Origin of the sequence: Nonlabens sp. MB-3u-79 (assembly GCF_002831625.1) — a bacterium.
Lineage (GTDB): Bacteria > Bacteroidota > Bacteroidia > Flavobacteriales > Flavobacteriaceae > Nonlabens.
The window spans coordinates 1,210,806-1,225,417 of sequence record NZ_CP025116.1 but is presented as its reverse complement, the minus strand read 5'-3'; the positions used below and the strand labels follow the sequence as shown (position 1 = coordinate 1,225,417).

11 protein-coding genes are annotated in these 14,612 nt (G+C 36.1%); 2 read left to right on the top strand and 9 right to left on the bottom strand.

What is annotated here, in order from left to right; all coding sequences use genetic code 11:
• Window positions 1-6 precede the first annotated feature (6 nt).
• From CW736_RS05465 to aspS, 6 genes are all read right to left on the bottom strand, one after another.
• Window positions 7-1,371 carry an MATE family efflux transporter gene (locus CW736_RS05465; RefSeq protein ID WP_101012951.1) on the bottom strand — a complete coding sequence of 455 codons (1,365 nt, stop codon included), beginning with the start codon at window positions 1,369-1,371 and terminating at the stop codon, window positions 7-9.
• Window positions 1,372-1,386: 15 nt separating this feature from the next.
• Window positions 1,387-2,418, bottom strand: coding sequence for a ferrochelatase (gene hemH / locus CW736_RS05460; protein ID WP_101012949.1), 1,032 nt, complete (start codon window positions 2,416-2,418; stop codon window positions 1,387-1,389).
• Window positions 2,419-2,515: 97 nt separating this feature from the next.
• Complete coding sequence (locus CW736_RS14355) at window positions 2,516-2,794, bottom strand: type II toxin-antitoxin system RelE/ParE family toxin (RefSeq protein ID WP_101012946.1); 279 nt, start codon at window positions 2,792-2,794, stop codon at window positions 2,516-2,518.
• Entirely contained in the window at window positions 2,794-3,042 is a 249-nt protein-coding gene (locus tag CW736_RS05450) for a hypothetical protein (RefSeq protein WP_101012944.1), read from the bottom strand. The genes CW736_RS14355 and CW736_RS05450 overlap by 1 nt, the downstream gene beginning before the upstream one ends.
• A 42-nt stretch (window positions 3,043-3,084) precedes the next feature.
• On the bottom strand, window positions 3,085-3,351 hold the full coding sequence (locus tag CW736_RS05445) for a hypothetical protein (protein ID WP_101012942.1): 267 nt from the start codon (window positions 3,349-3,351) through the stop codon (window positions 3,085-3,087).
• Between the two features lie 314 nt (window positions 3,352-3,665).
• Complete coding sequence (aspS, locus tag CW736_RS05440; RefSeq protein ID WP_101012940.1) at window positions 3,666-5,414, bottom strand: aspartate--tRNA ligase; 1,749 nt, start codon at window positions 5,412-5,414, stop codon at window positions 3,666-3,668.
• Window positions 5,415-5,647: 233 nt separating this feature from the next.
• Here aspS and CW736_RS05435 point away from each other — a divergent pair, with 233 nt between their 5' ends.
• Window positions 5,648-6,004, top strand: coding sequence for a nicotinic acid mononucleotide adenyltransferase (locus CW736_RS05435; protein ID WP_317044418.1), 357 nt, complete (start codon window positions 5,648-5,650; stop codon window positions 6,002-6,004).
• A gap of 91 nt (window positions 6,005-6,095) precedes the next feature.
• Here the strand turns inward: CW736_RS05435 and CW736_RS05430 are convergent, their stop codons facing one another.
• Both CW736_RS05430 and CW736_RS05425 read right to left on the bottom strand, forming a co-directional pair.
• Entirely contained in the window at window positions 6,096-8,213 is a 2,118-nt protein-coding gene (locus tag CW736_RS05430; protein ID WP_101012938.1) for a T9SS type A sorting domain-containing protein, read from the bottom strand.
• A gap of 18 nt (window positions 8,214-8,231) precedes the next feature.
• Window positions 8,232-10,475: a hemagluttinin family protein gene (locus CW736_RS05425; RefSeq protein WP_101012937.1), complete on the bottom strand. Its 2,244-nt coding sequence runs from the start codon at window positions 10,473-10,475 to the stop codon at window positions 8,232-8,234.
• A gap of 123 nt (window positions 10,476-10,598) precedes the next feature.
• Here CW736_RS05425 and CW736_RS05420 point away from each other — a divergent pair, with 123 nt between their 5' ends.
• Complete coding sequence (locus CW736_RS05420; RefSeq protein WP_157810887.1) at window positions 10,599-13,610, top strand: DUF2723 domain-containing protein; 3,012 nt, start codon at window positions 10,599-10,601, stop codon at window positions 13,608-13,610.
• Window positions 13,611-13,696: 86 nt separating this feature from the next.
• Here the strand turns inward: CW736_RS05420 and CW736_RS05415 are convergent, their stop codons facing one another.
• Complete coding sequence (locus CW736_RS05415) at window positions 13,697-14,413, bottom strand: hypothetical protein (protein ID WP_157810886.1); 717 nt, start codon at window positions 14,411-14,413, stop codon at window positions 13,697-13,699.
• Between the last annotated feature and the right edge of the window lie 199 nt (window positions 14,414-14,612).

Here is a 14,612-nt window from a genome sequence, read left to right as displayed (position 1 = left end):
AAAAAACTAATCTGCAGTAGAAACAGGTTTTAATTTACCCATTGCTTTCCATAAAAAATAAGCCGTAATAAGCGTAGAAAGCACGTCTGCAATAGGGAAGCTGATCCAGACTCCAAATTCTCCATAAAAATTAGGAAGAATCAGTAATAGGGGTATCAAAATAATAGCCATCCGGAGCAGTGTGAGCAATAAAGCAGGAATCGCTTTACCTATGGCTTGGTAATAAGCAGAACCAATCAATTGAATAGAAATAATAGGTACCGAAAGAAACACTAATTTCATAGCAAAGGAAGCTTGCTCGATAACATCTGGATTATCGGTAAAGACACTTACAATCTCACGAGTAAAAAAGAAAAGGCCTAAGAAAATCAATACTCCTAATCCGCAAGAAATTTTGATAGATGTATAAATGACCTCTCGCACACGGCCCCAGAGTTCTGCCCCATAATTATATCCCGCTATAGGTAAGAAGCCTTGAGTAACTCCCATTACTGGAAATAAAGCAAACATCATCATACTTCCTATAATACGGAATACGGCAACGCCGTCTGCCCCGCTTAATTCAAATAAGATGTTGTTCATTATTAAGTAGATCAAACTAGAAGTAGCCTGTCTTGATAGGGTTACAAAACCGAGACCTCCTATTTCTTTAAGAATCTCCCAGTCTGGCAATAAGTGTTGGAGAGTACAGAGCAACTCGCTTTTTCCAGACACAAAAAACCAAAGTACGTAGCTAAAACATAGAACATAACTAATAGTCGTTGCCCATGCGGCACCAGCCATACCCATATCCAAGTGGTTGATCAAAATATAATCCAACAGCAAATTCCCAACAGATGGGATTAACATGGCTATCATAGCGTGTTTAGGAGCGCCTTCAGCTCTGATCACATTATTTCCCATCATACACAAACCAAGAACAGGAATACCGTAAAAGACGATCTGATAATAAATTTTGGCCGGTTCAAAGAGGGAACCTCTACCGCCAAATGCGGGTACCAAAGAGTCGACAAAAACAAGACCAAAAACAGTCATCAATACGGTGATGACTACCGTAAGAGAAAGCATGTTTCCAAAAGTCCGCTTGGCTTTTTCTGTATCATCTGCTCCTAGTGCTCGAGAAATAATACTGGAGCCGCCTATTCCTATCGCCATTCCTAAAGCAGCAACAAAAAAGGAAATAGGTAAAACAACACCTATGGCTGCCAGCGCATCTGAATTGATCCAGTTGCCCACAAAAATACTGTCCACCAGAATATTGAGCGACATAACCAGAATACCTATAGAAGCAGGAACTGCCTGCTTTATAAGTAACCTTGTAATCGTTTCTGTCCCTAAAAGTTGGGATTTACTAGCTGGTTTTATAGACATCTGGGTGTTTAACCTTTAGGCGGTGACCTCACTCATCGCCCATTCATCGATCCATCGAGAAAGAACTTTTACCCAATCCTCACGGTCGTTCAAACAGGGAATCACATGAAAGTCTTTCCCACCTACTTCGTGAAAAATCTCTTCCCCTTCCATAGCGATTTCTTCTAATGTCTCTAAACAGTCACTTACAAAAGCTGGTGTAGCAACAGCCATTTTCTTAGTGCCGCCTAAGCCCATTTTTTCAATAGTACGATCGGTATAAGGTGTTAACCACGGATCAAAACCTAAACGGGACTGAAAACTCGTAGAGAAGGTCCCTTCTTCCATTCCCAAGTATTCTCCCACTAATCGGGTCACTTCCTTACATTGATGGCTGTAACAAAATTCATGTGCAGGTGATGGTGTAGAGCAACATTTGCCGTCCATTTTGCAATGTGACTTAGTAATATCGCTTTTTCTGATATGCCTTTTAGGAATACCGTGATATGAGAAAAGCAAATGCTCGTAGTCTTTACCTTCTAAAGATTCCTTAATCGATTCTGAGAGGACCCGTATGTAATCTGGATGATTGTAAAACGGAGGCATGTGCGTAAAAGAAATATGTGGAAACTTTTCTTGTCGCAATTCTTCGGCAAGCACTTGTATGGTTTCTGTAGTTGCCATGGCATATTGTGGATACAATGGGATCAATAAAATCTCGTCCACCCCTTTATCGTGTAGTTCTTGCATTCCTTCCTCAATCGACATGGCTCCATAACGCATAGCGAGTGCTATAGGTACGCTTGTAAAAGCATCTATTTTCTCTTGTAGTCTTTCTGATAGTACAATTAACGGACTGCCTTCATCCCACCAGATTTTACTATAAGCTTCAGCACTTTTTTTAGGTCTTGTATTTAATACAATACCTTTTACAAGAATGGCTCTTAATATATAAGGAAGATCGATCACACGCTCATCCATTAAAAACTCGTCTAAATACTTTTTTACATCTTTTGGATTAGGACTATCTGGAGATCCCAGATTGACCATTAATACGCCTTTTTTCATAGTTGTTTGTTACTAATACAAAAGTCGGTAATAAGGAGAGGTTATTACTTAAAAATGGTTTAAAATGTGAAATAAGATCGAATTCTTACAAAACAGATCACATATAAAACTGTTTATGGTGTAAAATTCTAAATACAAACAAAACATTAGCATCCATTATATAATGAATAGCGTAAGGAAACTTTTTTAAGTGTGAAATTCTCACTTCTTTATACTTCAATTGGAAATGAAGAGGGCTCAATTTTAAGTAATCAATGTTGTTCCAAAATTCTTTATGAAACTGATCAGACAACGAAATGGAATTCAAATTATAATGACTTAGTGCTTTTTTAAAATCATCTAAAGCCTCTTCATCAAATTTAATTTGATAAGTCATTATCTAGAAGTGTGTTGTCTAAATTCTTCTTCTGAAAGGTAATTAGGCTTACCTTCTTTATGCTTAATGAGTTTATTATCAATCATAGCTTTATACCCATCTGTAAGTTCAAAACTGCTGGCTCTATCTCGCAAAACATGCTCCATGTAGTTCTTGAGGTTTCTACCTTCCTTTTCAGCTTGAATAGATAAAATCGCGATGGTGTCGCTATCTAAAGAGATTTCTTTTCTTTTTTTATCCTTAACCATGACCGATTTATTTACGATAAATATACGTATAAATTACGTTCTTTAATTCCACTTACTTTTATCATCTGGATCCCAGTCCTCATCTTCATCATCCTTCTTATTCTGGTTGAAATTAAATTTACTCAAATCTTTGTTTTTATAGCGTGTCCATATAAATAAAGGCATCACTACAAAAAATATAAATAAGGTAGAAAGACCAATGATTTTATGACCATAAGCAGTATCACCTTGATCGATAGTATAAAACCCAAATCCTATGGCTATCAAGGTACACAAAAGTAGGATTCCAAGAAATTTTAATAAATTCATATGTTATATAATCGTATTTTACTATTGAAAAATATTTCTACGAAGCCTGTGCGGAAATTTATTTAGTGCTGACCAGGCATTTTTCATTTCAATTTTCAACCGTAAAGCCCTTTTGGTTGCTCTCTTGACTAAGCCAAGATCGTCGCCAATACCGATATTCATCGGCACAAGCTCTGTTTTCCATTTAAAAAGGGGAAATGCTTCTACAGTGATGAATGTAAAAACATCATACTAGAAAAAAGGTTTCGACTATCGCTCAACCAGGCATCCTCGATATTGGATATTCTAAAAAATACCACTCAAAAACTAACCGGCTAAACCGTAACCTTCAGATTCAATTCCTTTAACTGCTCTTGATCAATGGCACTTGGCGCATCAATCATGACATCGCGACCGCTGTTGTTTTTAGGAAAAGCAATAAAATCTCTAATGGTTTCTTGACCGCCTAAAATAGCTACCAGTCGATCAAAACCGAATGCTAATCCTGCATGTGGAGGAGCTCCATATTCAAAAGCATCCATCAGAAAACCGAATTGTGCTCTTGCTTCTTCTGGAGTAAATCCTAGATGATCAAACATTAATGCTTGAAGTTCTTTATCAAATATTCTTACCGATCCACCGCCTATTTCGTTTCCGTTCATCACCAGGTCATAAGCGTTAGCACGTACATTTCCCGGATCAGTTTTTAACTTTTCAATATCTTCTGGTTTAGGAGAAGTAAATGGATGGTGCATCGCGTGGTAACGCGCTGAGTCTTCATCCCACTCTAAAAGAGGAAAATCTACTACCCATAATGGCGCAAACTCATTGGCATTACGCAATCCCAATCGCTCTGCCATTTCCATACGCAACGCACTTAATTGTGCACGCGTTTTATGGGCTGGTCCAGACATCACACAGATCAAGTCTCCTGGTTCTGCGCCAGTAGCTTCGGCCCATTTGGCCAGGTCTTCTTGAGAGTAAAATTTATCTACACTGGATTTATAAGTTCCGTCTAGGTTACATTTTGCGTATACCATTCCAGTCGCCCCTACTTGTGGACGGCGTACCCAGTCTATTAATTTATCTATTTCTTTACGCGTCATGCTCTCTCCGCCAGGTACTGCTATGGCAACGACTAGCTCTGCCTCGTTAAAGATTTTGAATTCTCCCGCTTTCGCGAAAGCGGAAATATCAGCAAATTCCATCCCAAAACGAATGTCTGGTTTGTCATTACCGTATTTTTCCATCGCCTCGTTGTAGGTCATTCTCGGAAACTCAGCAAGATCTATGTTCTTCACTTTCTTTAATAAGTGACGTGTCATCTCTTCAAAAACATTCAACACATCTTCTTGCTCAACAAAGGACATCTCGCAGTCTATTTGTGTAAACTCCGGCTGACGGTCTGCACGCAAGTCTTCATCACGGAAACACTTCACAATCTGAAAGTATTTATCCATACCACCTACCATGAGCAATTGCTTAAAAGTCTGTGGAGACTGTGGTAAGGCATAAAACTGGCCTTCATTCATGCGAGACGGCACCACAAAATCACGAGCACCTTCGGGAGTAGATTTGATCAAGACAGGAGTTTCTACCTCAATAAAATCTCTTCCTGCGAGGAAGTTACGCACTTCCATAGCCACTTTAGAACGGAAGATCAAGTTCTCACGTACTGGATTGCGACGTATGTCTAGGTAACGGTATTTCATACGCAGCTCTTCTCCACCATCTGTTTTATCTTCAATGGTAAAAGGAGGCGTTTTAGAAACACTGAGGATTTCAAGCTCTTTTACAAGAATCTCGATCTCACCCGTAGGCATATTTTTGTTTTTAGACTCGCGCTCAATGACGGTCCCTTTCACTTGAATCACAAATTCGCGACCTAGCTTTTGAGCTTTTTCAATAAGTGTCTTTTCTGTGCGTTCTTCGTCAAATAATAGCTGAGTAATTCCGTAACGGTCTCTCAGGTCTACCCAAACGATAAAACCTTTATCGCGGCTTTTTTGAACCCAACCGGCAAGTGTTACTTCTTTATTTATATCGTTAGCACGTAGGCTACCACAATCGTGTGATCTATACATAATTAAAACTTCTAATAAAGTGCAAAAATAAACCGATTTCACTCATAAACACATAAGGAATAGGTAAAGATTTGGCTATAATTAGACCCTAATCAGACAAAATGCTCTATTTTTATTTAGCTTACTTTATTGATTTACAGTTTATTAAAGTTTTAATGTAAAATTAATGTTACCAAAATGTTGTGTGAATGTGTTTTTAAAGTTAAATTTGGCCTATACAAAATCACAGAATGATGAAAAAATTTCTTTTAATATGCGCATTAGCAATAGGAACCTTTGCAATGGCACAAGAGGCAAAGCCTACTTTTGAAAAGATGGAAGATGGAGTGATTAAAGCAACGTATTTCCATGAAAATGGTACTGTAGCACAAACAGGTACATTTTTAAATAACAAAAGACACGGTGAGTGGATCAGCTATAATGCTGATGGTAAAAAAACTGCTAAAGCAGAGTATAAAAACAATAGAAAAGCAGGTAAATGGTTTTTCTGGACTAACGACCAACTCACTGAAGTAGATTATAGTGAAAATGCTATTGTAGCCGTTAACACTTGGATCAGTAAAGAACCAGTGGCAACAAACACACCGTAGTTCACGATTCCTTATAATCTTGAAAATCCCTTTCTAAAATTTTAGAAAGGGATTTTTTTATGCAATCAATACTAACTTAATTTAAAGCGAATTACTCTTTTATAATTTGAATTGTATTGGCCGTTCCATTATAACTCAACTCTATGTAATAACTTCCACTAGCTAGATTTCCTAGATCGGTTATTGTAGCAGTATTACTACCTGTAAAATCCAGCGCTCCAGTCCTAATGATCTGTCCCAGTGTATTGATCAACCTATAGGAAAGAACTTCATCCTTGTTGGCATTGGAGTTGTTCCAGCTTATGTTAAGTACATCATTCACAGGATTGGGATAAAATTCAAAACTAGAAAGTGCCTCAGCGGTGTCTTCATTTAGAGTGGTTGCTGTAAAATATAAATGAAAGCGATCTGGTCCAGATGAATCTATAAGACTGGCATCAAGTACAAATGGATAATTGTTATTTCCTTCATTTAATCTTTGACTTACATTTAAGAAATTATCTTTTAGGTACACTTCTATTCCTGCAGGAATAGCCTCTATTTGCAGTAAATAGTTATAAGAAGTATGTCTATAACTCGTATGATTCAATGGAATGATATCCATATCCCCTGGCACATCCCTAAATTCTATATTCAGTAGGGTATTGTTGCTCACTATACTAATGGTTTCATCAAGGTTACCTATTGATAAAGCATCTAACGAATCTATATTATTAGCGTATTGTCCATCCATAAAAATTCCCCAGGCATCCATAAGTTGCATAGGCTGGCCAGTTATATTGTTTTGAAGCTTGCCTACGATACTAAAATCAACATTAGGAGTAGAGAAAATTAAAGTTTGATTCCCGTTAACAATATCATCTTGATTGAAGGTTATTGCTGTTGGTGATGCGGCAGTGGTATTATTAAGGGTCGTTACAAAAGCAGCCTGTGATGGTTGTAAATACTCATTTGCAACAGAGCCTGCGATATTATTCCCTGAAGGCAATAAAACAGTAACATAAGCTCCACGGGCGTTAATAGTCTGATCCCAAATGTAATATAGGTTTTCATTTATATTATTTGAGCCTTGTAAAACCGTATTCATATGAACAGTTGCCTGATATGGATTTGCAATAAAGTTGAATTGACCCGCTACTAGTGATAGGGTATTATCTTCATGGAAGCCTAAGTCCATAGTCCCTTTAGCTTGTAATACGGTTGGAGAGGCAGTAGCCGCGTTATTCGTAAGGTCTGTGTTACGATCACCTCGTACCATTACCCTATAAGCTTTACCGACGTTAAGGCCATCAACATCAGTGTTTGGAATAGCTGCCCATGATTGAGCGGTATTATCAAAATCAAACATGCTTGCATTACCTGTCGCATTGATATCAAAACCATTGGCACCAGAAGCAGAACCTGTAATATGAGTTCCAAAACCACCAGCACTAGCTCCATTTTCTTGCCAGTTTCCCAATATAGTACCACTTGTATTTACACTACTCGCAAGAAACCTAAAGGCTCGTTTTGCAGGAATAAAACGTTGCACTCTAGCACTTCCTGTCATTACACCTCCTTCATAAGGTGTTATCTCTGCTGTATTACTGCTCGTACTCAAAAACAATAAATTACCATCGCCGGCATTTAAGTTTCCGTTTTTCATGGTAAAGAGGTTCTTCAATTTCATTTCTTCTTCTAGGACAAACTCGTCGGGACCCTCTTGAACAAAACTATCAACAGTAATTCCATTGCTATAAAGACGGTTCAACTCAGTATCATCTCCTACAAAATGAAGCGTACCATTTTCAATAATTCCATTTTGACTAGCTATATCACCTTTAAAAAATAAATGAAACCCTCCTAAGCCTAAAGAATAAGCTCCCTCTATGGTTATGTTTTTAATATTTATATCGCTCCCTAACACAGGTCCCGTTGACCTTATAAAAAAATTGTCAATAAAGGTAGCATTAGCTTCAGGCACTTTAGGCCTCCAACTGCTGGATTCATATATATAATCAATATATTTTCTTCCTTGTTGAAAACCAGAAGCGATGTCATCGCCAGCATTGCTAGAAACAATAACTAAGTCTCCTAAGCTTTGTTCCATCACGAGATTTCCAGAGGTTGTGGTACCGCCTAGTGAACCTACGACTTGATGTGATAAAGTAGTTTGTGATAAGCCCGCTTTCGCGAAAGCGAGGCAACAAATAATAATTAGAATTCTCATAAGTATGTATTTTAATTATTATTTTTTCATGTCCATCAATTGCTGCATTTGAGCCTGTAGTTGCTTTACTTGATTTTTAAGATCCTGTATTTCTAATTGAGATTTTGATACCGTACTTCTTGCTCCAGAAGTTCCTGATGTTCCCGTAATAAAGTCTGCTGTTCTTGCGTGCAAAGCATAAGGAACACTAAGGAGTTGTGTTGTACTTAAAATGGTATAGGTTCCTGTTTGTGCTCTATCGATAGACACTTCTAGATAATACTCGTGTTCTCCCCAGTTAATAGTTGCCATATCGCCAGCTATAAGTGTACCTCCACCTGCTTGCAGGCTCAATACACCATATTCAGAACTGGTTAATCCATGTTGCTCGTTATATACAACTGTCCCAGATACTCCATCTTCTCTAACCGCAATGCGCAAATCAACATCGTCATTTTTTATAGGGTTACCATCTGTATCTCTAATTACCGACTGGTAGTTGAACATCAATGGTGTCGTATCTGTTGTAGAGGCTGTCGTTCTATTTTCTAAAGCTGTGACTCTTGTTTCTAGATCTGAAGTAAGAGGTGAAAGATCTACTGCAGCAGTTCCATTTGTAATATTCAAATCAGAGCCGCTTAGGGTTAGTTGTTGATCATCTGTATTTATGGAAGACAGATCTACTGTATTCATGCTGTTTGTGATGCCTAGATTACTTCCATTTAATGAAAGTTCTTGATCATCTGTATTAATAGCTGATTTCCATTCTGTACCGTTCCATACTTGAAAAACATCATTAGTTGCGTCATACAAGGAAAGACCTTTATGAGCTGTGGTCAATGAAGTCTCCAGTGTAGTTATTTGTGCATCAGTTAATCTATTGAAAAGAATTCCTTTATCTGTATCTCCTAGATCTAATGAAGCAAGCGCATCTGGCGCATCTGTACCTATACCCACACTTAAAGGATTTGTTGCGCCACCAAGGACCATTGTATTGTTGTTTACAGCAGTTGCTGCATTACCAATAGCTACCGAGTTTGTTCCTTGTACGTTAGCAGCATAACCAATAGCGATGTTATTTGTAGGGTCTAAAGAACTTGGATCTGTTGAAGAAGCGGTATATCCAATCACAATAGCACCATCATTTTGTGCTACCGAAGTAGAACCAATGGCAATTGCTTGTTGGTTATCAACATCAACACCACGCCCAATACCTACAACATCGTTTTCTTCAATATCAACTCTGTCTCCAATACCAACAGAATAATCTGCTAATGCTGACATGTTACCCAAATATCCCAACATCACAGAATTTTGCCCTCTAACATCATGATCATGTCCTAAAGAAACAGAATATTGTCCGTCTGCAAAGGCTCTGTTACCAATTCCAAGAATGTCGTTATTACTTGCATTGATATCATATCCTATAAAAATGGCATTAGATCTGACGTTATTGTCAAAATCTGCAAGTGAACCTATCCCTACATTATATTGTCCTTCTCTGTTTGTATAACCAGCAGAATAACCTAAGTAAGTATTGTGATTTGCATTTGTAGTACTATTGGTACGGTTGTTATCCCAACCTGCTTGCGCACCTATAAAGGTATTATAATCAGCATATTCTGTTGCTACACCAGATGCGGCTCCTACCATAGTATTGTAAATACCATCACCTATGTCAATACCAGCTGAATCTCCAAATGCTGAATTATGGTGTCCGTCGTCTACATCACTCATTGCCTCACTTCCTACCCCAGTGTTTCTATATCCTCTATTAGAAGAAATACCAACCTCATTACCAATAAATGTTTGCTTATATCCAGTGGTATTGGAAAAACCAGCATCTTCCCCTATAAAAGTGTTTTCATAGCCTGTTGTATTATTTGCACCAGACTCTTCTCCTACAAATGTATTATCATAGCCAGTTGTATTCATCTCACCACTTTCTGTACCTATAAAAGTGTTATCACCTCCAGTAGTGTTTAAGCGACCAGCTTCATATCCCATAAAAGTGTTGTCAAATCCAGAGGTGTTAGAATAACCTGCTAAATAACCTATTGCTATAAGCTCGCTTTGAGTAGTCATACTTCTACCAGCACTGTAACCTATTAAAACTGTACGTGAACCAGACGTAATAAAAGAACCCGTACTATCACCATAATGAGTATTGAAATCTCCAGTCGTAATATTTACTCCAGATCCCGTTCCTTGTATTTCATTTAAAGTTTGAGAAAATGACATTATTGAGATTAATGACATTAATAAAAATATTATTTTTTTCATAATAAGTTAATTTATCTTCAATATTATGCTTTTTTTTGTTTTACTTCAATGTTTCATTATGAATTTTAAAAAAACTTACTTATTAAATATCTGTACACTAGCATTATAGCTCTAATTTGCACGTTGATATACTGGTTAACAAGACAAACTGGAATGGGCGTTTGGGATAGCCCGGAGTTTGCTATGAGCACCAATAGCTTAGGAACCACACATGCACCAGGCAGTCCTTTTTACACCCTATTTACTTATTTACTTGATTTTATATTCCATCCATTTTTTGGAACAGATGCCTTTGTTTTTTATTCCATTTTGTTTGGATCATTAGCCATAGGCGTGGTATTCTTAATCATTTATGAACTTATAGAACTGGCCTTTTTAAATTCTGATGAACTTACAAAGGTGCTTTCCGCTTCATTGGGTAGCCTTTGTCTTGCTTTTTCATCTACATTTTGGACTAACAGCACAGAGGTAGAGGTATACTCACTGTCCATGCTAGCTCTATCCTGCACCTTATTGTTTAGCTTAAAATGGTACAAGTCGAATGCTGTGGCTGATAAAAAATCACGATACTATCTGAGGATTATTTTTGTTTTATTAGGCATATCTGCCAGCCTGCATCCTATAAATGTAGCCTGTGTAATTCCTTTATTTATGTTGTATAGCTTTAAGAAATATGACAAATGGTTGTTTCACTTGGGATTCTTAGGCCTCGGATTAGTTAGCTTTGTAATAGGTTATCAGATATTATACTTCAAACTTTTTACTATTGCAGGTAATGTAGACTACCTATTTGTAAATAAACTAGGATGGAATAAAAACCTAGGCGGGATGGCTTTTATGTTTTTAGCACCTTTAATATTCTTTCTTTTTCTCAAGTATATTCAAAAGAAAAAAAGGATTAATACTGCTGTGAAATCAGCTATGTTTTTAAGTATTGTTTTTCTAGTGAGTAGTTATTCAAATCTTTTACCTTTAATCAATAGCAACACTACAAATTTCAATAGTGTTTCTACTTCTTTTTATGACCAAGTAGATTACATGGAAGCTAGCCGTTTTGGGGTAGATAACATTCCAATTTTTAAGGCACCATCTTACAATGCAATTATTGATGCTACACATCCATTCAATGATGGAAATGAGGTCATCGCTTATAACAAAGTAGAAAAACGTTATCAAATTACTGAAGATGGAATAAATTTAGAACTGAACTACCATCCCATCTTTGATACCTATTTCCCTAGGCTTTATGCAAATGATGATGTGAATAGTAATCTTTATACTACTTGGATAGATATTGATGGAAGAATGGAGTCTTTCTATACAGGCGGTACTAAAACAAAAATAAAGGTTCCAGTATTAAAGGATCAATTTTTGTTTTTTATGGGTTATCAAATGGACTGGATGTATTTTAGATACCTCATGTGGAACTTTTCTGGACGTCAAAACATTCATTTAGGTAACGGCGATAATTTAAATGGCAACTGGCTGTCTGGCATTTCAATTATAGACGGCTCAAGAGGTGTTGAAATTGATGATGGTGTAAATTCTACACATTCTTCTGCATACTACTATTTACTTCCTTTTTTATTAGGATTGATCGGTCTTATGGGCATGCTGATTTACCGTACTAAGCTAGGTTTATTCCTACTATCTTTATTTGTACTTTATGGCATTGGCATAATTATCATTATTAATCCAACGCCTTTAAGTGTTTTAATAAGAGAACGAGATTATATATTTATAGGGTCTTTTTTAGTTTTTTCAATTTTTATAGGTCTAAGCCTTCCTTTAATTTTCAAAATCATGAGTATATTATTTAATAAATTAAGTGGTTACGCTTTCCCAAAAGCAACAAAATCCATCATCGCGGCATTACTAATAATAGCACTACCATTGCAAATGCTGGCAAAAAATTACAGCCAAAGAGATCTATCAAATAGTGGTTTGATAGATCTGGTAGCAAAAGCATATTTAGATAGCTGCCCCCAAAACGCCATATTATTTACACAAGGCGATAACTTTACTTTCCCTTTATGGTATTTACAAGAAATACATAATTACCGCACAGATGTTAGAGTTCTAAATATTGATTTATTACAGTTGCCTTCATTTATTGAGAAGCTAGAAATAGATATGGGTAAGAGTAAGGCCGTGCGAACAGACATACCTTATGAAATGACACTTAAAGGATCGCAGTATCAATTCCCTATTAACCTGGAAGAAAAACGAGTTACAAATCTGAAAATGCTGGACGATCATCTTAAAAATGATTCTCTCTTTTACAACAATGGATCTCGCAAAATAAAATATTTACCAAGCAAGACTATGGGAATATTTGCGGCAGATTTTCTTTATAAATTTCAAATCTTGGAAGATCAGAAAGAATTGTTGCGCAGCGATATCGTTTTTAATTTATCTAAAGATGTCGTGAGTAGAGGTGAGCTTATTGCTTTAGATGTGATTCAAGCAAATATGGTAGAGCGGCCTATTTGTTTTTTAATTAACGGCAAAACAAATCATTATTTAGGTATGGATGAATACCTAATACAACACGGATTGATACAAATACTACAACCACTTCAACGGCCTGTTGTTGATAAAAACAGTAATCCTAAAATTGTAATTACTAATCCTGTTCTTCCTCAAATTTATAAAGCAATGGATGACGTTGTAATTTCAACAAGTAAAGAGCAAGATATTTCTAAAACCGTATTGCGTAGAACTACCTATTTTGAATCACAAGCGCTTTTAGAAAACAGAGATACTATTGCAGCTATAAACTTATTAGACTTGAGTTTAAAAGCTTTGCCTAACGAAAAAGTTCCTTATGGTAACTTTAGTTATTCTATGGGTAAATTGTACCATCGCATGGGCCATAATATTGAAGCAAAATTAGTTTGTGAAACCGTTATAAATAATAATTTTATAACGCTGGACAGATTGTTTGTAAATAATATAGCTTATCCACGCAGGCAAATGATTACGGCGGTTAAAACTTATAAAAATTTAAGTGAGATGGTTATACAATTAAATCTTTTATTTCCTGAAAGAGCTGATTACTGGAAAAAAAGACTAGAACAAATAAATGAGCGTAGAAAAATCTGGGCAATGACTGTAGACCAAGATCAACCATAATATTTAACCATTTACAGTACTAGTAGATAAATTATGTTATGATAACGATCAACGCAACTATATAAATATCTGTTTTCTTTAAAGCATTATTTTTTTGAAAAGAACAGTTCTTTAATACTTAACATGTTTAAAGGAAATTCTAGAATTACATGTATAAAACCTAGAAATAAGGATATCAATAACCCAAGGCCAAAGTCAAACCAGTAAAGAAAGATGACAGTAAACCACAGGATAGCAATAGTAATGATCTTTTTCTTATTGAGCATGTTATGCCATTTGATAACTGTCGTTTTAGAAAACCAATTGAGATAGTGATAGCAATAAATAAATGAAATAAATATCATGAATTTAAGCCAGATTGACTCGTAGAAGTAAAACTCTGTTCCATCGGTCATGCCTAAAAACTTTGAAAAACTGACTGGCAAAACATGAAAATCATTTTCTAAATATAGTTCTTTTGAAAAATCACTGAAGAGATATGAGCCTCTAGTAAGTCCTAAGTTTATAATAATTATGGGAATTAATAAAACTAGCGCTACAGAGATATAACTGTAAACACTTTTAGATTTTTTTGCACCATAGAGCATAAAAATCATAGTAAATAAATAGACATGGATTACAGTAGGTACAAATACACCTATCAATAATTTATATTGCTCTACGTTCTTTAAAAGAATAGCACCTATAACGCTCAATAAGGTGATAATTAACCATGCCACTTTAGAAGAAACAAATTGATAAGCTATAGCAAGCATGAGAGTTATAAAAATGACGCTATTGGACCATGCATTAATGAAAATCATTGTTGCGGTAAGAGCAGTGTCGCTATTTTCATAATAGAGAAACAATTTAGGAACAAATAATATAAGAGACGCTGTAATCCCTATAGTTAACCAGATGACCTTATTATTTGTAAAAAAATAACTCTTATCATGGAGCCAATTAATTTCCGTTACATAATGTAATGGACCTAGCAAAGTATAGGTTAAGATAAAAAGCTCC